21 protein-coding genes are annotated in these 20,832 nt (G+C 38.7%); all 21 read right to left on the bottom strand.

Annotation, left to right across the window (positions count from 1 at the left end):
- Positions 1-521 precede the first annotated feature (521 nt).
- The 21 genes from fabZ to rho all read right to left on the bottom strand — a co-directional run bounded on the left by fabZ (position 522) and on the right by rho (position 20,822).
- Positions 522-947: a 3-hydroxyacyl-ACP dehydratase FabZ gene (fabZ, locus tag IKV95_RS04265; protein WP_029090870.1), complete on the bottom strand. Its 426-nt coding sequence runs from the start codon at positions 945-947 to the stop codon at positions 522-524.
- A gap of 17 nt (positions 948-964) precedes the next feature.
- Positions 965-1,948 (bottom strand): rod shape-determining protein, encoded by a 984-nt coding sequence (mreB, locus tag IKV95_RS04260; RefSeq protein ID WP_036026854.1) that lies wholly within the window; start codon positions 1,946-1,948, stop codon positions 965-967.
- A 157-nt stretch (positions 1,949-2,105) separates the two neighbouring features.
- Positions 2,106-3,407 carry a UDP-N-acetylglucosamine 1-carboxyvinyltransferase gene (murA, locus tag IKV95_RS04255; protein ID WP_029090872.1) on the bottom strand — a complete coding sequence of 434 codons (1,302 nt, stop codon included), beginning with the start codon at positions 3,405-3,407 and terminating at the stop codon, positions 2,106-2,108.
- A gap of 182 nt (positions 3,408-3,589) precedes the next feature.
- Positions 3,590-3,817, bottom strand: a complete 228-nt coding sequence (locus tag IKV95_RS04250; protein WP_036026856.1) for a DUF1146 family protein — start codon at positions 3,815-3,817, stop codon at positions 3,590-3,592.
- Positions 3,818-4,145: 328 nt separating this feature from the next.
- Entirely contained in the window at positions 4,146-4,553 is a 408-nt protein-coding gene (locus tag IKV95_RS04245; RefSeq protein ID WP_029090874.1) for a F0F1 ATP synthase subunit epsilon, read from the bottom strand.
- A gap of 37 nt (positions 4,554-4,590) precedes the next feature.
- The gene (gene atpD / locus IKV95_RS04240; protein ID WP_029090875.1) at positions 4,591-5,991 is read right to left on the bottom strand and encodes a F0F1 ATP synthase subunit beta; all 1,401 of its coding nucleotides are present in this window, start codon (positions 5,989-5,991) and stop codon (positions 4,591-4,593) included.
- Between the two features lie 29 nt (positions 5,992-6,020).
- Positions 6,021-6,884 (bottom strand): ATP synthase F1 subunit gamma, encoded by an 864-nt coding sequence (atpG, locus tag IKV95_RS04235; RefSeq protein WP_029090876.1) that lies wholly within the window; start codon positions 6,882-6,884, stop codon positions 6,021-6,023.
- 39 nt (positions 6,885-6,923) lie between these two features.
- Positions 6,924-8,435, bottom strand: coding sequence for a F0F1 ATP synthase subunit alpha (gene atpA / locus IKV95_RS04230; protein ID WP_029090877.1), 1,512 nt, complete (start codon positions 8,433-8,435; stop codon positions 6,924-6,926).
- A gap of 22 nt (positions 8,436-8,457) precedes the next feature.
- Positions 8,458-9,000, bottom strand: coding sequence for a F0F1 ATP synthase subunit delta (locus tag IKV95_RS04225; protein ID WP_029090878.1), 543 nt, complete (start codon positions 8,998-9,000; stop codon positions 8,458-8,460).
- Positions 8,997-9,473, bottom strand: coding sequence for a F0F1 ATP synthase subunit B (gene atpF / locus IKV95_RS04220; protein ID WP_051457466.1), 477 nt, complete (start codon positions 9,471-9,473; stop codon positions 8,997-8,999). Before atpF ends, IKV95_RS04225 begins: the two co-directional genes overlap by 4 nt.
- A 100-nt stretch (positions 9,474-9,573) precedes the next feature.
- The gene (gene atpE, locus IKV95_RS04215; RefSeq protein ID WP_029090880.1) at positions 9,574-9,792 is read right to left on the bottom strand and encodes a F0F1 ATP synthase subunit C; all 219 of its coding nucleotides are present in this window, start codon (positions 9,790-9,792) and stop codon (positions 9,574-9,576) included.
- Positions 9,793-9,860: 68 nt separating this feature from the next.
- Positions 9,861-10,577: a F0F1 ATP synthase subunit A gene (gene atpB / locus IKV95_RS04210; RefSeq protein WP_029090881.1), complete on the bottom strand. Its 717-nt coding sequence runs from the start codon at positions 10,575-10,577 to the stop codon at positions 9,861-9,863.
- Positions 10,578-11,150: 573 nt separating this feature from the next.
- Positions 11,151-12,299: a non-hydrolyzing UDP-N-acetylglucosamine 2-epimerase gene (gene wecB, locus IKV95_RS04205; RefSeq protein WP_069125928.1), complete on the bottom strand. Its 1,149-nt coding sequence runs from the start codon at positions 12,297-12,299 to the stop codon at positions 11,151-11,153.
- 1 nt (position 12,300) lies between these two features.
- The gene (upp, locus tag IKV95_RS04200) at positions 12,301-12,930 is read right to left on the bottom strand and encodes a uracil phosphoribosyltransferase (RefSeq protein ID WP_029090883.1); all 630 of its coding nucleotides are present in this window, start codon (positions 12,928-12,930) and stop codon (positions 12,301-12,303) included.
- Positions 12,931-13,197: 267 nt separating this feature from the next.
- Positions 13,198-14,433 (bottom strand): serine hydroxymethyltransferase, encoded by a 1,236-nt coding sequence (gene glyA, locus IKV95_RS04195; protein WP_029090884.1) that lies wholly within the window; start codon positions 14,431-14,433, stop codon positions 13,198-13,200.
- Between the two features lie 86 nt (positions 14,434-14,519).
- A complete protein-coding gene (locus IKV95_RS04190) occupies positions 14,520-15,551 on the bottom strand; it encodes an L-threonylcarbamoyladenylate synthase (protein ID WP_227002006.1) in 1,032 nt (343 codons plus the stop codon).
- Between the two features lie 581 nt (positions 15,552-16,132).
- A complete protein-coding gene (gene prmC / locus IKV95_RS04185; RefSeq protein ID WP_157759378.1) occupies positions 16,133-16,969 on the bottom strand; it encodes a peptide chain release factor N(5)-glutamine methyltransferase in 837 nt (278 codons plus the stop codon).
- Between the two features lie 5 nt (positions 16,970-16,974).
- Positions 16,975-18,045 carry a peptide chain release factor 1 gene (prfA, locus tag IKV95_RS04180; RefSeq protein WP_029090887.1) on the bottom strand — a complete coding sequence of 357 codons (1,071 nt, stop codon included), beginning with the start codon at positions 18,043-18,045 and terminating at the stop codon, positions 16,975-16,977.
- A 19-nt stretch (positions 18,046-18,064) separates the two neighbouring features.
- The gene (locus tag IKV95_RS04175) at positions 18,065-18,637 is read right to left on the bottom strand and encodes a thymidine kinase (RefSeq protein ID WP_029090888.1); all 573 of its coding nucleotides are present in this window, start codon (positions 18,635-18,637) and stop codon (positions 18,065-18,067) included.
- Positions 18,638-19,162: 525 nt separating this feature from the next.
- On the bottom strand, positions 19,163-19,408 hold the full coding sequence (locus IKV95_RS04170; RefSeq protein ID WP_029090889.1) for a type B 50S ribosomal protein L31: 246 nt from the start codon (positions 19,406-19,408) through the stop codon (positions 19,163-19,165).
- A 139-nt stretch (positions 19,409-19,547) separates the two neighbouring features.
- Complete coding sequence (gene rho, locus IKV95_RS04165; protein ID WP_029090890.1) at positions 19,548-20,822, bottom strand: transcription termination factor Rho; 1,275 nt, start codon at positions 20,820-20,822, stop codon at positions 19,548-19,550.
- Between the last annotated feature and the right edge of the window lie 10 nt (positions 20,823-20,832).

The raw sequence follows: 20,832 nt of genomic DNA, 5'->3' as shown, positions 1-20,832 counted from the left end.
GAACAAATAAAAAACATTAGACCTGAAATTTAAGTTTTAAATAGACATGGACCAGTCTATCCTAACTAAAATTTCTAGTCTAACGAATGTTTTTTAGTTTTTTCAATTTCTTGAAGAATGAATAGGGTGTTTCACTTTTATCGTCTCTAGTACTTCAACCAAAAAAACTTAAAATTTCATACACCTATAAAAAAACCACTACTAGACCTGAAATTTAATTGCTTTAGTAGGCATTCCTCCAAAAACTAAGCCAACTTTATCAAAATTTCATAACGGGATTCAATAATATAACGAGACCTGAAATCTAAATGGTAAAGTCGACATGGATCAGTCGACCCACATTTAAGATTTCTAGACTAATGCGCTATATTTTTAATCCATTCCAATTTGGATAAAGTAAAACGAGCTTAGCTTTCTTTCGGTAATCAGCCTACATCAACTAAAATTTCTAGTCTAACGAGTAGTGGATGTTTGATAGATTCCAATTTATAAGTGTTTTTAAAAGGTTGAAGGTACTTTTATTACACTTCAGCCATTGCAAACATTATGTCTGCTTCACACGCGATTTCACCATCAACTGTCGCAATAACGTGTGCTTTTGCAATCGCACCTTTTTGTCGTGTGATTTCAGCTGCTAAATGCAACTGATCACCTGGTACAACTTGTTTTTTAAAGCGGCATTTATCAACACCTGCAAACAATCCAATTTTGTTAGTCTCTTCTTTATTCGCCATTGCTAATCCTGCTGTTTGTGCCAATGCTTCTAAAATAAGAACACCTGGCATCACTGGGAATTGCGGGAAATGACCTTCGAAAAAGGGATCGTTATGCGAAACGTTTTTATACGCACGTGCTTGTTTCCCAGCTTCTACTTCAATAACACGATCGACTAATAGAAAAGGGTAACGATGTGGTAACGCTTGTTTAATTTCATTACTTGTCATCATTATGAACTACCTCCTCATTATTTTTGGTTAACTAAATGATCTAATAATACGCCTGTTCCCATTGCAACTGCATCTAATGGTGAATCAGCTACTGCAACTGGTACTTTCAATTCATCAGAAAGTAATTTATCAAGGCCTCTTAACAAAGCCCCACCACCTGTTACAACAACACCACGATCAATAATATCTGCAGAAAGTTCTGGCGGAGTATTCTCTAAGACTGTTTTAGCTGTATCTACAATAGCGTAAACTGATTCACGCATTGCTTCACGAATCTCAGTTTCATTGATTGTTAATGTACGTGGTAAACCTGTTAATAAATCACGTCCACGAATATCCATTGTTTCTTCAGTATCAGTCGGAGTTGCTGTACCAATAGTAATTTTAATGGCTTCAGCTGTACGTTCACCGATTAATAAATTATGTTCACGTTTTACATGATTAAGAATGTCGTTATCAAGTGTGTTACCTGCCATTTTTAATGACTCACTTGTTACAATACCACCCATTGAAAGTACTGCAACATCTGTTGTACCTCCACCGATATCGATTACCATATTGCCGCTTGGTTCAAATATGTTCATTCCAACACCAACAGCTGCTACTTTTGGCTCTTCTTCGATAAATACATTACGACTACCTGTTGATTCTGCTGCTTGACGAATCGCCTTTTGTTCAACACTTGTAATGTTCGTTGGACAGCAAATTAAAATACGTGGGCGTGAGAACATACTCTTAACTTTTAACTTGTTAATGAAATACTGTAACATCGCTTGAGTAATATCAAAATCAGCGATAACACCATCACGCATCGGACGAATTGCTACGATACTTCCCGGTGTACGTCCAACCATTTGATAGGCTTCTTCTCCAACTGCTAACACTTTATTTGTCGCTGTATCTAATGCAACAACTGAGGGTTCATTAAGGACAATGCCTTTACCTTTTACAAAAATCAAAACGTTGGCGGTCCCCAAGTCGATTCCAATATCTTTTGCCATCTTTATATTTCCTCCTAATATTCACTGTTTTCTATAATTACAATCACATCATTATATCATAGTTACTGTCGAATGCCGACGTATATCTTAAAAAGTCTGATACTGTTTTACACAGTATCAGACTCTTTCACTTATTTCATTCTCACAAAAACCTCGATTAAACCGTTTGAAGTTGTGAAATTGCTTCTTCTTCAGTCATTGCTTCATCATCAAAGCGATGAATTGTTGCTCCTAAATCGCGTAATTTAAGATGGAAATCTGTATAACCACGATCTAAATATTCCAGATGAGTAACACGAGTATAACCATCAGATACAAGACCTGTTAAAATTAAGGCTGCTGCTGCACGTAAGTCAGTTGCTGAAACTTCTGCACCTTGAAGTGGTTTGCGACCATTCATAATAACTGTACGGCCTTCAATTTTCATATCTGCATTCATGCGACGCATTTCTTCAACATGCATAAAACGATTTTCAAAAACTGTTTCTGTCATCATTGAAGTTCCATCCGCACAAATTTGCGCAACCATCATTTGTGATTGCATATCCGTTGGAAAACCTGGGTGTGGCATTGTTTTAACATCTACAGGTTTCAATTTTTTTGGTCCAATCACACGAAGACCTTCGTTTTCACTAATTACTTCAACGCCCATTTCACGCAATTTCGCAATAAGTGCAACAGCATGCTCAGGCACTGCGTTATCAATGAAAATATTACCTTCTGTAATTGCTGCAGCAATCATAAATGTGCCCGCTTCAATACGATCGGCAATAATTGAATGCTCCGCACCATGTAATTTTTTTACGCCTTCAATACGAATCGTTTCTGTTCCTGCACCGATAACTTTTGCACCCATTTTATTTAAAAAGTTTGCTAAGTCAACAATTTCAGGTTCGCGTGCAACGTTTTCTAAAGTAGTTGTACCTTCAGCTAATGTTGCTGCCATCATAATATTTTGCGTTGCACCTACACTTGGAAAATCTAAGTAAATGTTTGCACCAGTTAATTTTTCTGCTGCTGCTTCCATATAACCATCTTCGATTTTAACAACAGCACCCATTGCTTCAAAACCTTTCAAGTGTAAATCAACGGGACGCGAACCAATGGCACAGCCTCCTGGTAACGCTACACGTGCACGACCAGTACGTGCTAACATCGGTCCCATTACTACCATTGAAGCGCGCATTTGGCTTACATATTCAAACGGTGCTTCCGATCCGATTGTACGTGTTGCATCAACGGTTACTTTATCCCCTTCAAACACAACATCAGCTTGTAAGTAACGCAATAATTCATTAATCATATAAACATCTGATAACTTAGGTACGTTATGTAATGTCACTTGATTTTCTTCTGCTAATAAAGTCGCTGCAATAATTGGCAATACTGCATTTTTGGCTCCTTCAATATGAACAGAACCTTCAAGTCTTTTTCCCCCACTAACGATAATTTTTTCCAATTTAAAATCCCTCCGCTAACTAACCATTTAGATTATATTTCTGTATTATTTTTGTATTATTTATGCTAAAATTTCATTTTGTATGTTTTTTCTAACTTCTTAATACTATCACGATGTGCACTTTTTTTCCATACTTCGTTCCTTGATTTCAAAGATTTAAGTCTTTTGCAATTGTAAATCACTTAAAAGGATGGTAAATTTTGTGCAGCTAAAAGATAAGACAAGAAAAATGAACTAACGCCATAACCTAAAGCAACAGCAAGAAGAATGTATAACAGACGTGCTTGCACTACTTTATTTTTGCGAATCATCTTTTCTAAATCTAGCGCTTGCAACGAGAAGAATGCAATCCCCATAAATACTAAATGTGATACCAATGTCAAAATTGCTGAATCCGTGACAACATTCACTTTTTGCAAAACCTCCTTCTATACAACCTTTATTATAGCAAAAATTCCAATCTATTTACAAAAATACATAACTGTTTGACAGAATTATTATTTCAATCACATTAACTATCTCAAAACCTTATGGTTCTCCACTTTATAACATGAACGAATCTTCATTGGTGCTTATTTTTATGAAAAAATAACGGTTTTTTCAATAATATCGTAAAATAGCATAAAATGACACGTGAAATTTTCAACAGCCCTCTGTTTAAAGGTGCTCATTATCTGGCGATTTTATACAATTGTATGCAAAAAAAACTGAAAGGCAAAAGCCCTTCAGTTTTTTTAATTAACGATGCGACGCGGCGTTAATTCGATTAATCGCACGACGCAATGCCAATTGTGTTCTTAACATTTCTTCTTGATTCGATTGTGTATGTGTTAGACGTTCTTCAGCGCGTTGTTTCGCACGCTCCGCACGTGATAACTCAATGTCCTCGTCAGCTTCACTCGACTCAGCTAAAATGTTAACTTCTTTGCCGTCGGTTTCTAAAAAACCACCATTGACCGCAATCCAGTGTTCTTTACCTTCTGCATCTTTAATGCGAACGATATCGATATCAACTGGAGAAACTAACGGGATATGACCTGGTAAAATACCAAGTTCTCCACTTTTAGTTACAGCGCTAACCATTGTTGCTTCACCATTAAAAACTGGACCATCAGGAGTAACAATCGACACTTGTAAAGTAGCCATACGTTTTCCTCCTTAAAATGAGGCTGTTATTGAGGTCTTAAACCTCAACACCCATTTCTTTCGCTTTCGCGATAACATCATCAATCCCACCAAGAAGACGGAATGCATCTTCAGGTAAGTGATCATATTTACCAGCTAAGATTTCTTTAAAGCCACTGATTGTATCAGCTACAGGTACGTATGAACCTTTTTGACCTGTAAACTGTTCAGCAACATGGAAGTTTTGTGATAAGAAGAACTGGATACGACGCGCACGGTTAACGATTAGTTTTTCTTCATCAGAAATTTCATCCATACCTAAGATTGCGATAATATCTTGTAATTCTTTATAACGTTGTAATACTTGTTGAACTTGAGTCGCAACTTCATAATGCTCTTCACCAACAACTTCTGGGCTTAATGCACGAGAAGAAGATGCTAAAGGATCAACCGCAGGGTAAATACCTTGCTCAGTTAATTTACGCTCTAAGTTGGTTGTTGCATCAAGATGGGCAAATGTTGTTGCCGGAGCAGGGTCAGTATAATCATCCGCTGGCACGTAAATTGCTTGAATCGATGTAACAGAACCTTTTTTAGTTGAAGTGATACGCTCTTGTAAACGTCCCATTTCAGTTGCTAATGTTGGTTGGTAACCAACTGCTGAAGGCATACGACCTAAAAGGGCAGATACTTCAGAACCAGCTTGAGTAAAGCGGAAGATGTTATCGATGAATAAAAGAACATCTTGGCCTTCTTCATCACGGAAATATTCCGCAATTGTTAAACCAGTTAAAGCAACACGCATACGCGCACCAGGTGGTTCATTCATTTGACCAAAGACCATTGCAGTCTTAGCGATAACGCCTGAATCAGTCATTTCAAAGAATAAATCGTTCCCTTCACGAGTACGCTCACCAACACCGGCGAATACTGAAATACCACCGTGTTCTTGTGCAATGTTGTTAATTAACTCTTGAATAAGTACGGTTTTACCAACACCGGCTCCACCAAACAAACCAATTTTACCACCTTTAACGTAAGGTGCTAATAAATCGACAACTTTAATACCTGTTTCAAGAATTTCAGTTTGAGTTGATAAATCCTCAAATTTAGGTGCTTCACGGTGAATCGGTAAACGTTTTGCATCCGCTGGCACTGGTGCCTCTAAATCGATGTTTTCTCCTAAAACGTTGAAGACACGACCTAAAGTGATTTCACCAACTGGTACCGTAATCGGTGAACCAGAATCCACAACTTCTGCGTTACGTTGCAAACCATCAGTTGATGACATTGCAATTGTACGTACGGCGTTATCGCCAAGTTGAATGGCTACTTCAAGTGTAATCGTAGTCGTTTCACTTTTTACGCGAAGTGCGCTATTAATCTTAGGTAAGTTACCTTCAGGGAAACGAACGTCTACTACTGGTCCCATTACCTGAGTTACATGTCCTACAGTCATGTTTTCTCCTCCTTGTTTCAATTCAATCATTATTCTAACGCGGCAGCTCCGCCGACGATTTCAGTAATTTCTTGCGTGATTGCAGCTTGACGCGCACGGTTATATTGTAATGTAAGGTCACCGATAACTTCATTTGCATTATCAGTCGCACTTGACATCGCAGTCATACGTGCAGCATGTTCTGCTGCTTTAGCGTCTAAAATAGAGCCAAAGATTAAGCTTTCAATATATTGTGGAAGAATAGATTCTAACACAGCTTCTTCTGAAGGCTCGAATTCGTATGAACTCAACCCTGAGGTTTCAGCCCCTTCAACTGCTGCCACTGGCAATAGTTGAACAGTGCGTTGTTCATGCGTGATTGGGTTAACGTGATGATTGTAAATCATGTGTAACTCATCAATTCGACCTTCTACAAATAACTGAATTGTATCATTCGCAATATTTTGAATTTCATTAAAGCTTGGGTGATCCGAAATACCGGTAATTTGCAACGCTACATTATAGTCGTTTTTGCTAAAGAAATGATGTCCCATATTTCCTAACGCGATAATTTCGTACTCATCAGCATTATTGTTATGTCTTTCTTTAATCAATTTAACAGCCGTTTTAATAACGTTGCTACTATAAGCACCTGCCAATCCACTGTCAGCGGTTAAAACAATATAACCTACTCGATGAACTGGGCGGTTTTCAAGCATCGGATCGCTTGCTGAATTGTTTGACGCAAGATGCGCCACAATGTTACGAATCTTATCTGCATAAGGCTCGTAATTGCGGGCGTTACGTTCAGCTTTACCAAGTTTAGATGCCGAGACCATCTTCATGGCACTCGTTATTTGACTTGTCTTCTTAGTAGAAGAAATACGTTGTTTGATCGTAAGTAAAGAAGCCAAAACATTTCACCACCTTTTCATGTTTGCTGCTTCCAGTTTCTAGACTTCGGATGCAATAAATGTTGCTTTAAATTCTGTAATTGCTGCTTTTAATTCATCTTCGTTTGGTAAGCCTTTAGTTTCGATAATTGTATCGAAGAGACCTTGGTGATTATTCGTAATAAATGCGATTAATTCACCTTCAAAACGGTTGATGTCTTTAACAGGAACGTCATCTAAGAAACCGCGTGTTAATGAGTAAAGACTCACAACTTGTTTCTCAACGCCTAACGGTTGGTTCAATCCTTGTTTCAGCAATTCAACTGTACGTTTACCACGCTCTAATTTAGATTGTGTTTGCTCATCTAAATCTGAACCGAATTGTGCAAAGGCTTCAAGCTCACGATATGAAGCTAAGTCAAGACGAAGGTTACCCGCTACTTTTTTCATTGCTTTGATTTGAGCAGCCCCACCAACACGTGATACTGAAAGACCGGCGTTAATCGCTGGACGAATACCTGCGTTGAAGTAGTTAGACTCAAGGAAAATTTGACCATCTGTAATTGAGATAACGTTTGTTGGAATGTAAGCAGAGATATCTCCAGCTTGTGTTTCAACGAACGGTAACGCAGTTAAAGAACCGCCACCTAATGCATCATTCAACTTAGCTGCACGTTCTAATAAACGCGAGTGTAAGTAGAAAACATCACCTGGGTATGCTTCACGACCTGGCGGACGTTTAAGCAAGAGTGAAAGTTCACGATATGCAGCTGCTTGTTTAGATAAATCATCATAAACTGCAAGGACATGCTTACCGTTGTACATAAATTCTTCACCCATAGCAACACCAGAATAAGGTGCTAAATACAATAATGGAGCAGGTAAAGAAGCACTTGCTGATACAATTATTGTGTACTCAAGCGCACCATGTTTACGCAATGTTTCAACAACACCACGAACAGTTGATTCTTTTTGACCGATTGCAACATAAACACAGATCATATCTTGACCTTTTTGGTTAATGATAGCATCGATTGCTAAAGAAGTTTTACCTGTTTGACGGTCACCGATGATTAACTCACGTTGACCACGACCGATTGGAACAAGAGCATCAATCGCTTTAATTCCTGTTTGGAAAGGTTCGAAAACACTTTTACGATCCATAACACCAGGTGCTTGGAATTCTACAGGACGTGTTTTAGTTGTTTTGATTTCGCCTAAACCATCAATTGGAATACCTAATGGATTCACAACACGGCCAAGCAATTCTTCTCCAACTGGCACTTCCATGATACGACCCGTACGACGAACTTCGTCACCTTCAGCAATATCAGTGTAAGGTCCAAGAATGATGATACCAACATCATTTTCATCTAAGTTTTGAGCCATACCCATTGTTCCGTTAGAGAACTCAAGTAACTCTCCGGCCATTGCATTATCAAGACCATGTGCACGTGCAATACCATCACCGATATAAGTAACTGTACCCACTTCTGTTACGTTCATGTCTGCTTGATAATTCGAAATTTGTTTCTTAATTATCGTGCTAATTTCTTCAGCATTAATGCTCATTTAGTCTCACCTCTCACGGCTATTATGACATCTTAATTTGATGTGCTAAACCATTTAATTTAGAACGTAAACTTCCATCATAAACCACACTACCCATAACAACTTTAACGCCGCCGATTAGTGAAGCATCAATGTGCTTACGCAAGATCATTTGTTTATTGTTAGTAAATTTCGCAAATGCGTCAGCAAGTTTCGCTTCTTCTGCTTCAGATAATTCCACAACAGAATAAACGTCTGCCTCGCCTACGTTTAAGTAAGCGTTGACGCTCGAAATATAATGGTCGATAATTGTTAGCAAAAGTCCTGCACGCTTGTTATCAATCAATACATAGATCAGGTTTGACACAACGTCATCCGCTGATTCAAAAGCTGCCTTAACGGCTTCTTTTTTTGTTTTCATTGACACTGCTGGTGAAGATAAAAAAGAGATGAATTCAGGATTTTGACCAAGAATATCCTTGACTGCTGTTACTTCAGCAGTTAACTCTTGAACGTTGTCTCTTTCTTTTGCAACTTCCAAAAGTGCCATACTGTAACGGTTAGCAATCCCAATGTTTACACTCATTTAGTATCTCCTAACCCATCAATATAACTTGCTACGAGTTCGCTTTGATCCGCTTCATTCAGGTTTTTCTCAATTACTTTAGACGCAATTAAGACTGAAAGATTGGCAACTTGTCCACGTACTTCCGCAACAGCTTTTTCTCGTTCGCTATTGATGTCAGCTTTCGCCTCGTTGTATAAGCGTGTTGCTTCTTCTTTTGCAGCAGCAACAATTTTTTCACGTTCTAAAACGCCTTGATGTTTTGCACTATCAATTAATTCATGCGCTTCAACACGTGCCGCTTTTAACGCTTGACGTTGTTCTTCAAGTATAGCTGCTGATTCAACACGTGCGTTTTCAGCATTGTCGATTTCGGCAGCGATATGTTCTTCACGTTTTTTCATCATATCCATTAACGGTTTCCAAGCAAAGATTCGAATCAAAATAAGTAAGAGTACGAAACTTATGATTAGGAAGATTGCATCTCCCCACATCACGCCTTTTGCCGCACCAATGGTAAATTGTGTTCCTAACACGAGCAGTCCACTCCTTTCAATTACTAATTAATTTCAAATATAAAAGTGTATACTCTAATTATTTGTTAAGAACCATGAAAGCAATAACGACAGCGATGATTGGAATAGCTTCTACCATTGCGATACCGATGAACATAACTGTTTGTAAAGCACCACGTGCCTCTGGTTGTCTAGCAATACCCTCAACTGTTCTTGAAACGATTAAACCATTACCAATACCTGCTCCTAAAGCACCTAAACCTACTGCTATTGCAGCTGCAATTACACCTAAACCCATAATAAATTTCCTCCTCATTTGTATGTTGCTAATTTTTTTTATTCATTGTGTTCACTTACTGTTTAAAACTAGTGATCGTCGTTCACTTTATGTGCCATATAAACCATGGTTAACATTGTGAATATAAAGGCTTGAATTGACCCGATAAAGACCGAGAATCCTTGCCATACGACAGATGGGATGAACGATAAAATGTAAACCCCTGTGTTCATATGTGATAACTGAGTCGCGATTAAAGTAAGCAATACCTCACCCGCGTAAATATTACCGTATAAACGTAAACCTAACGTTAAGGTATTCGAAAATTCTTCCACCAGTTTGAATGGTAACAAGAATGCATACGGTGTCGCATAAGTACCTTTAAGATAACCACCTAAACCACGTTGTTTCACACCATATAGATGTGTTAGACCTACCACCATTACCGCTAAGGTTAATGTGATTAATGGATCCGCAGTTGGTGATTTCCACCACTGTGTGCCATCAATTGTTACTGTGATAAACAGTCCTAACATGTTGGCAACGAACACATACATTAAGAGTGTTATTCCTAATACATGAAAACGACCGCCTGTTTTCCAATCCATATTGCTTTTAATGATATTTTTCACAAAATCCATAATCCACTCAATAAAGTTTTGTTTTCCAGTCGGTTTGATTTTAAGGTTACGCGTACAAATGATTGCCAGCAACAATACAATTAAAAACGTTGCAGCCATTGGCAATATATTTGCTAAGTTAAAACCTAGGCCACCAATATAAATAATGGGTTGTTCATGTTCCATGCTCTCTCTCACCCCCTCTTAGTTATTAGCCATCATGTAAATTGTCTCTTTATTTCTTCTCAATGAAACATTATTATTTTTTATGAACGCACAAAAAATGCCTGTTACCTGAGAAAAATCACGAGAACAAGCATGCGGAAAATATAGTGTCATTATGTCTTTTGTTAGCTTCAAAAGCCAACATCAGACACGTACAATATCAAATACCCTGCCCTTTGCAATCCATTGAAAGCGTTACAATTCCCATAATAACACCTTACAACAACCAGCAAGCGTTGTCAATATTACACTTGGACACATTTTCGGCACAATTGCAAGTGTTCACAAAATGTTCAAAAAGTGTTCGCTTTTACCCTTATTTCGGATTTCAAAGAACATTTTTAAAGCATTCATTGCTGTAATCCTAGCATAAAATCAACCTACAAAACAATACTATTCACAAAGTTTAACTTAATGGTAACAATTGCATATTTTAACGGACCCTTGCTACGCTTGACATTTCAGCATATCAAAAAACAGTTTAACCTTAAACAAAAGGATGGTAGCTAACAAGTAGCTTACCATCCTTTATTTTTATAAAAATGCTTGTGGTTTTTCGGATTGCTGTCCAAATTCATAACGTATAATTTCTACGATACGTTCCGAAGCTTTCCCATCACCATAAGGATTTTGAATCGTCGCCATTTTTGAATACGCTTCTTCATCATTCAGCAAATGCAGTGCTTCAGATAAAATTAAAGCTTCATCAGTACCTACTAATTTCAAAGTGCCTGCTTCAATGCCTTCTGGACGCTCTGTTGTATCACGTAACACCAGAACAGGGACATCTAAACTTGGCGCTTCTTCTTGAACACCACCCGAATCTGTCATAATCAATTTCGAGCGATAAGCAAGATTATGGAAATCAAATACGTCTAGTGGTTTAATCAAATGTACACGTTTATTATCGCCCAATATCTCTTCCGCCATTTGACGAATCACTGGGTTAAGATGAATTGGAAAAACAATATGCACATCCTCACGTGCTGTTAAAATTCCCTGTACCGCTCGGAAAATACGTTGCATTGGTTCACCTAAATTTTCGCGACGATGTGTGGTCAACAAAATATAAGGCGCACCGTTTAACTCCGTCAATACAGGATGATGATACTCTTCGGTAACTGTCGTTTCCAAAGCATCAATCACAGTATTACCCGTAATATAAACGTTATCAGCCGGAATATTTTCACTAATGAGATTATCGTGTGCTTGTTGCGTTGGTGCAAAATGAATATCTGTCAAAACAGACGTCATTTGGCGATTCACTTCTTCTGGGAAAGGCGAGTACTTTTGGTACGTACGTAACCCTGCTTCGACATGACCCACCTTAACTTGTTGATAAAAAGCGGCAAGCGAAGCCGAAAAAGTAGTTGTCGTATCACCATGAACCAAAATAATATCTGGTTTTTCAGCAGCGATAACTTCTTCTAATCCGAGTAATGCTCGACTTGTGATACCACTTAATGTCTGTTTATCTTGCATGATGTCTAAATCGTGTGTGGGGTGAATATCAAAAATCTCCAGTACTTGATCGAGCATTTGACGATGTTGTGCTGTTACTGTTACAACCGTTTCAATATCCGAAAAGCGCTTTAGTGCTGCAATAACGGGCGCCATTTTAATAGCTTCTGGACGCGTTCCGAAAATCGGCATGACCTTGAGTTTTTTCACCGGATTCACCATATTATTTCGTTCCGAAAAGACGATCGCCAGCATCGCCCAAACCAGGTACGATGTATCCATCTTCATTTAGACCTTCATCTAATGCAGCGATATAAATATCTACATCTGGATGTTTTTCTTGTAAAGCTTTAACACCTTCAGGAGCCGCAACCATACACATAAATTTAATATTAGTTGCACCACGTTTTTTCAATGCATCCATTGCTAAGATAGCAGATCCACCTGTAGCTAACATTGGATCAACAACAATCAATGTACGTTCGCTAATATCTGACGGCATTTTAATAAAGTATTCTACCGGCTCAAACGTTGTTTCGTCACGATACATACCAATGTGACCTACTTTAGCTGCTGGAATCATATTCACAACACCTTCAACCATACCAAGTCCTGCACGTAAAATTGGAACAACACCTAATTTTTTACCTGATAATGTTTTTGCTTTTGCAGTTACAACTGGCGTTTCCACCATTGTATCTTCTAACTCTAAATCACGTGTAATTTCATACGCCATCAACATTGCAATCTCATCAGCAACTTCCCTGAAAACCTTTGTCCCCGTTGCTTTATCACGAATAATTGTTAACTTGTGTTGGATCAATGGATGATCCATTACATGTACTTGTCCTATTCCCATTAATAATTCCTCCGTTCACTAATAAACTTCTTTTCTATTGTATAGAGAAAGCTCGCATTTGTCTAATGAAATTCTTTTTTCAAACAGAAAAAAACACTTTAAATACGGTTCTTAATCATATAAAAACAATTACATTGCGATATTGTGTGCAAAATAAAATCCCAGCACTTCCTTACAATCATCATGACTGTACCAAAATGCTGGGATATTTTTAATCAAATAAGCTACACAAAAACTGAATAAAACGCATAACGTTACTCTTTATTCGTAAAGCGGGAATGAATCTGTTAATGCAAGAACATCTTTCGCCACTTCTGCTTGAATCGCTTCATCTGTTGGGTTACGCAATGATTTCGCGATTAACTCACCAATTTTGTATGACGCTTCTTCATCAAAACCGCGTGAAGTAATAGCGGCTGAGCCAATACGAACACCACTAGTAATAAACGGACTTGCTGGATCAAACGGGATCGCATTTTTATTCGTTGTAATACCTACAGCGTCTAAAATATGCTCCGCTTCTTTACCTGTTAAATCAAACGAACGTGTGTCCAATAACAACAAGTGGTTATCAGTACCACCTGTTAAAATTTCGCCACCTTCCGTTTGAAGCGCTTTTGCAATTGCCTTCGCATTCACAATGACTTGTTTTGCGTAATCTTTAAAATCTGGTTGCAGAGCCTCACCAAATGCAACAGCTTTCGCTGCGATAACATGCATTAATGGCCCACCTTGAACGCCAGGGAATAATGTCTTATCAATGATTTTAGCATATTCTTCCTTACATAAAATCAAACCACCTCGAGGTCCACGAAGTGTTTTATGCGTTGTTGAGGTAACAAAATCCGCATATGGCACTGGATTTTCATGTTCACCCGCCGCAATAAGACCTGCAATATGAGCCATATCTACCATCAAATATGCCCCTACTTCATCTGCGATATCACGAAATTTTTTAAAGTCAATTGCACGAGGATAAGCACTTGCCCCTGCAATAATCATTTTCGGTTTATTTGCTAACGCTTTTTCACGCACGTCATTATAATCAATTTCTTTCGTTTCAGGATCAACACCATAGGCAGCAATATTATAGTATTTCCCACTGAAGTTAACAGGACTTCCGTGAGTTAAGTGACCACCGTGAGCCAAGTTCATGCCTAACACTGTATCACCAGGTTCCAATACCGCAAAGTAAACTGTCATGTTTGCTTGTGCACCTGAATGGGGTTGAACGTTTGCATGTTCAGCACCAAAAAGTTCCTTAGCACGATCACGCGCAATATCTTCAACGACATCAACATGTTCACAACCGCCATAAAAACGACGACCCGGATACCCTTCCGCATACTTGTTTGTTAATACAGACCCTTGAGCTTCCATTACAGCTTGGCTAACAAAATTTTCAGAGGCAATAAGTTCTATCTTTGCACGTTGACGTGATTTTTCCTGTTGAATCCCTTCAAAAACAGCTGAATCAGAATGCGATAAAATTGACATATAATATGTTCCTCCTTAGGATTACGCCTCGTGAGCGTTTAATTGCTATCTATAGTAACAAGAAGATTTTCTTGGATTACTTTACTTTAACGATCGGTCGCACGAAGATAACGGTGACCGGCCGCTTTTTCTAAACGATTCATAATGGCTTGACCAATGCCTGCTTCCGCATATGTTTCTGCTAATATAACAGTGACTTCTTCATGATGATTGAACGTTCGTAAACCATCATAAAGCTCCGCCGCAATACTCGCTAAATCAGATTGCGTACCACAGGACACTTTAACATCAGCATCCAGATCTGCAAGGGTTTCTGTTGTCGCCAAAACGCCAACAACCTCACCTTCTAATTGAAACAGGCGAATGCAGGCTTGGAAGTAATCCGTCGTCCCATCAACTAGATAAGCTGGCGCTACTGGGGCGTAATGTGTATATTTCATTCCCGGCGCTTTGGGTGCCGCCGTCGTTTGCTTGAGCGCCACATCTGTTAATACAGGTCCCACAACATTTTCCAAGGCTTCTTTTGTTACTCCGCCTGGTCGTAAAATAACAGGTTGTGAGCCTGAGCAATCTAAAACGGTCGATTCGACACCTACGCCCGTCGTACCGCCATCAATGATACAGGCGATGCGTCCCGCTAAATCTTCTTTCACATGACTTGCTTTGGTTGGTGAAGGTTTACCCGATGTATTCGCACTAGGCGCTGCGATAGGTAGATCCGCAGCTTTCAAAATCGCCAAAGCAACAGGATGAGAAGGTATTCTCACAGCAACCGTCGATAGACCTGCGGTTACTTCTGGTGCTAACGCCCCTTCTTTAACTGGCAACAAAATAGTGAGTGGCCCTGGCCAAAAAGCATCCATTAAACGTTGAGCCTCATCAGAAACGTCAGTCACAAACGCATCTAACTGCGTGCGTTCTGCCACATGCACAATCAATGGATTATCCGATGGACGACCTTTTGCTTCGTATATTTTTTTCACACTATCCGATACTGTTGCATCACCACCTAAACCATAAACCGTTTCGGTCGGAAATGCCACTAACTCTCCTTCTTGCAAGAGCGCAGCCGCAGCATCAATATCAGTCGTTGTTGCTTCTTTAAATGACGTTTTCATTTTCATACATCCCTTCATATAGTTTCTATTGTAACGATGAGCAACGCTTTTGTCACTATAAAAATAGCATTTTATTAACTTAATGTTTATTTTTCAGCAAAAATAAAGGAAATCGTTCGTCTTTAAGTTATAATAACTCTTTAAAACATTATAAATTGATTTAAAATGATTTAAAAGCGAACATTAACATCCGAATACACTTCAACCTTTTTTTAAATACCATGATACACACAGCTTATGCACAGACTGTGGATAACAATTTTGTCAATGTGTGTTTTTTGTTGATAACTATGTGCATAACCTTTAAAGTCACTGGTAATAAAGGGATAACTATCAACAACTTTTTTATATTACATTTTCATTACATCGTTTCTACTGTAATAAAGGCACTTTAGAGCGATTGAACTGTTTATAAACTGTGGATAACTTGTTGGTATCGTTATTTTTTTATAAATTAAAAGGTCAGGGCACGCCCTAACCTTAGTAAGTATCTAAAAATAAGAAAAACTGTTTTACCTCTTCTTAACTGCGATAATTATTTACAAACGCGTGATTAAGCCAAACACACTGACCTTACGCTTCTATGTTTCCATCAATACCACACGGTCATTCCCTGACAAGTCTTTCACCACTGCTATTTTTGCTTGTGGATAAGCCTCGGCTAACGCTGATTTTATCGCTTCACCCTGATGGTAACCAATTTCAAAAGCTGCAACGCCACCCTTTTTCAAACAAGAGGGTAACTGTTGAATCAATCGTTGATATAAAGCGAGCCCGTCATTCTCTGCAAAGAGCGCAAGATGTGGTTCGTACTCTATCACCGAAACATCCATAACATCCGTTTCCGAATAAGCGATGTAAGGCGGATTCGAAACAACAACATCAAATTTTTCACCACTATCAATCAACGGCTGCAATAAATCACCTTGAACAAATGTAATTTCTGCTGCCAATGTTTGCGCATTTTTTTCAGCCACAGCAAGCGCTTCAACAGAAATGTCCGACGCAAAAACGCGCAATGTCGGTTGTTCTTTTTTTAATGTAATCGCAATTGCACCACTGCCGGTGCCCACATCCACCACACGTGCATCGTCAGGAAATTTTTTCAACACTGATAATACATGCTCGACCAATTCTTCTGTTTCGGGTCGCGGAATCAGAACCGCCTCACTCACAGAAAAAACACGGTCATAAAAAACTTCTTCACCCGTGATATATTGAACGGGTTCACCAGCCAGCGCACGCGATAATTGTTCATCTAGCATAGCAAGCACTGTCGTTGGCACTAATTCATGTCTCGACAACACCATCTGTGTTTTTGTCCAACCCATTTGCCGTTGCATTAACACCTCAGAAATAACAGGCTCTAACTCAGCTGTCTGCAAAGTGGCTTTGGCTTGGGCGAGCCACTCTGTCACTTTCATTAATTCGTTAGGCTTTCAAGTTTACTTGTTTGATCTTCCATAATTAAAGCATCGATAAACTCATCAATTTTACCCGTTAAAATTTGATCTAATTTTTGAATTGTTAATCCAATACGGTGATCTGTTACACGATTTTGCGGGAAGTTATACGTACGAATACGCTCTGAACGGTCACCTGTACCAATAGCAGATTTACGATTTTGATCGATTTCACTTTGAATTTCAGATGAAATTTTATCATATACACGCGCACGTAATACTTTAAATGCTTTTTCACGGTTCTTAAGCTGTGAACGCTCATCTTGCATCGCTACAGCAATCCCTGTCGGAAGGTGAGTTAAACGAACAGCTGAAGCTGTCTTATTAACATGTTGCCCACCCGCGCCACTTGCATGATAAATATCAACACGCACATCATTATCAGCAATTTCAATATCTACTTCTTCTGCTTCAGGCATTACAGCCACCGTTGCAGTTGACGTATGGATACGACCACCAGATTCAGTCTCAGGTACACGTTGTACGCGGTGTGCGCCATTTTCATACTTCAATCGAGAGTAAGCACCTTGGCCGGTAATCATCGCTGATACCTCCTTGTAGCCCCCAACGCCCGTTTCGTTTGAATCAAGCACTTCAATTTTCCAGCCTTTACTTTCAACATAACGTGCATACATATTAAATAAATCACCGGCAAATAACGCCGCTTCATCTCCACCAGCTGCACCACGAATTTCAATAATAACGTTTTTATCATCATTGGGATCTTTTGGTAATAATAGAATTTTAAGCGATTGCTCTAACTCGCTATTTTCTTCCACAAGTTCCGCTACTTCCATTTTTACCATTTCGCGCATTTCATCATCTAATTTCTCATTAAACATCTCTTTTGCGCCTGCTAATTGTTCTTGCACTTCCTTATAACGACGGTAAACTCGAACCGTTTCAGCAATTGATGATTGCTCTTTCGAATAATCACGCAATTTATTTGTATCACTTGTTACCGCTGGATCACTCAATAATTCATTGAGTGATTCATAACGATCTTCCACCATCTGTAATCGATCATACATTATCTAATCGCTCCTTTTTCTACAATTTCGGGTTTTTATAACAACGTCGACAAACGGGATAATAACTTTCATTGCCTGCAATATGAATTTGTTCACCACCATAATTCGGTGTACCATCTGCATTAATACGTAAGTTCATAATCGCTTTTTTTTCACAGAACCAACAAATTGTTTTTATTTCTTCTATTTTATCAGCATAGACTAATAAATACTTCGATCCTTCAAACAATTCGTTACGCGAATCGTTTTTCAAACCAAAACACATCACTGGTATTTTCAATTCATCTACGACACGAGCCATTTGTTCCACGTGTTGTTTTGTTACAAATTGAGATTCATCGAATAGCACACAATATATCTTTTCATCTAAAGCATTTACCAATTCATAAATATCAGTATTCGCTCCAACTGCAATCGCTTCACGCTTCATGCCAATACGACTAGAAACATAACCTACCCCGTCGCGATCATCTACGCTCGATGTTAAAATTAACACTTTTTTGTGTTGCTCTTCATAGTTATGCGCAACTTTTAAAATTTCAATCGTCTTGCCACTATTCATTGCACCATATCTGAAAAATAATTGTGCCATCAACTCTACCCCTTATTTATAAAATATCTACCTTATTTATTATACAAGCTATAGCAAAAGATAACTACTCTCTTTAAAAAATGTTCGTCCTTTTTTTCACAATGATCAACAGCTTTAGCTCAAATAACAATCGTAGCCTATCGAGCAAGCGCAGATACAACACTAAGCGACGACAACACTTTCTATAATCAGCTTTTTAGCTCGGATGGCAATCGCGGCATATCGCGCACTGCGACATGAACACACTTACTGTATGTGATTAAGCAAGCGCAGATACAACACTAAGTGACGACAACACTTTCTATAATCAGCGTTTTAGCTCGGATGGCAATCGCGGCGTATCGAGCACTGCGACATGAACATACTTACTGTATGTGATTAAGCAAGCGCAGATACAACAATGAGTGACACCGAGCTAAAAATGCTGAAAGAGAAAAAACACCCCTTATGGGGAAGCTTCCCTTCATAAGAGGTGTTCTTAATTAGGCTATATTCAAGAAGCCTTTACCATAGCTTGTATGATAATTATTTGATGCCGTATTTTTTGTTGAATCGATCAACACGTCCGTCAGCAGCGGCATGTTTTTGTTTACCTGTGTAGAACGGGTGAGAGTCAGAACTGATCTCAACACGAATTACTGGGTATTCGTTGCCATCTTCCCATACGATTGTTTCTTCTGAAGTACGAGTAGAACCAGTTAAAAATTTGAAGTCAGTACTTGAATCCATAAATACAACTTTATTATACTCTGGGTGGATACCTTTTTTCATGATTATTTCACTCCTTTGCCCTGAATCATCTGAAACAGAGTTATTTACGCCCTATTGGCACATAAAAACATTATACTACGCAAAAGTCAATTATGCAAACAAACCAAAGCTGAAATTATAAAATTAAAATCTCACGTAATTATTTCTTTTTTTGTTCTTGTTTCGCTATGTATTCGAAAAAATCCTCATTTGTTTTGGTTTGTTTTATGTATTTAATAAAGCGATTTGTTAGCTCTAAATTATCGCCTTGAGCTGGCATCGCTTTACGAATTTTCCATAAACGTTCCAATTTATCCTTAGAAAGTAATAAATCCTCTCTACGAGTACCCGAAGATCTAATATCAACGGCTGGGAAGATACGTCGTTCTGATAATTGACGCGACAGATGTAACTCCATATTACCTGTCCCTTTAAACTCCTCGTAAATAATATCATCCATCCGTGAACCGGTATCAATTAGGGCTGTAGCGACAATTGTCAAACTGCCACCCTCTTCGATATTACGCGCTGCTCCAAAAAAGCGCTTCGGACGATGGAACGCAGCCGGATCAATTCCGCCTGATAATGTTCTACCACTCGGTGGGACAACAAGATTATAGGCACGCGCTAAGCGTGTAATACTATCCATTAGAATAATAACATCACGCTTTTGTTCCACTAATCGTTTAGCACGCTCCAAAACCAATTCTGCAATTCGCACATGATTTTCAGGCACTTCATCAAAAGTCGAACTCACCACTTCAGCATTAACTGATCGTTCAATATCTGTTACTTCTTCAGGTCGTTCATCAATTAATAGCATAATTAACTCCGCCTTGGGATGGTTAATACTAATAGCATTCGCAATTTTTTTCAACAACATTGTTTTCCCAGCTTTAGGCTGTGCAACAATCAAGCCACGTTGGCCAAAACCAATCGGCGCCACCAAATCAATCAAACGCGCGGATACATCTTCTGGCGAAGACTCCAGGTTCATATGACGATCAGGATATAGGGCTTTTAGCGCCGGAAAATGTACACGATCTTTTGCTACTTCAGGATTTTCACCGTTCACAGAAACAACTTTCAATAAACCTGCATAACGTTCATTTTCTTTAGGTGCCCTGACTTTCCCTTGTACCTTGTCACCATTACGTAATTCAAAACGGCGGATTTGTGATGCGGAAATATAAATATCTGCTGAACTTGGTGCATAATTAATCGGACGCAAGAACCCAAATCCTTCTGAGGCGATGATATCTAGAACGCCTTCCATGAATGCAAAACCATCATTTTCAACATTCACTTTAATAATTTCTAAAATAAGCTCTCTTTTAGATAACTTACTAAAATTTGATAACTTTAACGATTTCGCAACTGAATAAAGCTCTTTTAGCGTCTGCCTCTCCAATTGCGCCATTGACATCTCTGCCATTTCATTCACA

This window comes from Brochothrix sp. (assembly GCF_017549435.1).
GTDB classification, from domain to species: Bacteria; Bacillota; Bacilli; order Lactobacillales; family Listeriaceae; genus Brochothrix; species Brochothrix thermosphacta.
This window is presented reverse-complemented; position numbering and strand designations above follow the sequence as displayed.

Bases quoted from the DNA above. Each gene is read 5' to 3' on its own strand.
- atpD (WP_029090875.1), bottom strand. From the start codon at position 5,991: ATGACTGTAGGACATGTAACTCAGGTAATGGGACCAGTAGTAGACGTT.
- glyA (WP_029090884.1), bottom strand. From the start codon at position 14,433: ATGTCAATTTTATCGCATTCTGATTCAGCTGTTTTTGAAGGGATTCAA.
- IKV95_RS04190 (WP_227002006.1), bottom strand. From the start codon at position 15,551: ATGAAAACGTCATTTAAAGAAGCAACAACGACTGATATTGATGCTGCG.
- prfA (WP_029090887.1), bottom strand. From the start codon at position 18,045: ATGTATGATCGATTACAGATGGTGGAAGATCGTTATGAATCACTCAAT.
- IKV95_RS04170 (WP_029090889.1), bottom strand. From the start codon at position 19,408: ATGAAAAAAGGTATCCACCCAGAGTATAATAAAGTTGTATTTATGGAT.
- atpE (WP_029090880.1), bottom strand. From the start codon at position 9,792: ATGGGTTTAGGTGTAATTGCAGCTGCAATAGCAGTAGGTTTAGGTGCT.
- atpA (WP_029090877.1), bottom strand. From the start codon at position 8,435: ATGAGCATTAATGCTGAAGAAATTAGCACGATAATTAAGAAACAAATT.
- atpF (WP_051457466.1), bottom strand. From the start codon at position 9,473: ATGTGGGGAGATGCAATCTTCCTAATCATAAGTTTCGTACTCTTACTT.
- fabZ (WP_029090870.1), bottom strand. From the start codon at position 947: ATGATGACAAGTAATGAAATTAAACAAGCGTTACCACATCGTTACCCT.
- atpB (WP_029090881.1), bottom strand. From the start codon at position 10,577: ATGGAACATGAACAACCCATTATTTATATTGGTGGCCTAGGTTTTAAC.
- mreB (WP_036026854.1), bottom strand. From the start codon at position 1,948: ATGGCAAAAGATATTGGAATCGACTTGGGGACCGCCAACGTTTTGATT.
- wecB (WP_069125928.1), bottom strand. From the start codon at position 12,299: ATGGTGAATCCGGTGAAAAAACTCAAGGTCATGCCGATTTTCGGAACG.
- IKV95_RS04245 (WP_029090874.1), bottom strand. From the start codon at position 4,553: ATGGCTACTTTACAAGTGTCGATTGTTACTCCTGATGGTCCAGTTTTT.
- IKV95_RS04225 (WP_029090878.1), bottom strand. From the start codon at position 9,000: ATGAGTGTAAACATTGGGATTGCTAACCGTTACAGTATGGCACTTTTG.
- IKV95_RS04175 (WP_029090888.1), bottom strand. From the start codon at position 18,637: ATGGCACAATTATTTTTCAGATATGGTGCAATGAATAGTGGCAAGACG.
- rho (WP_029090890.1), bottom strand. From the start codon at position 20,822: ATGGCAGAGATGTCAATGGCGCAATTGGAGAGGCAGACGCTAAAAGAG.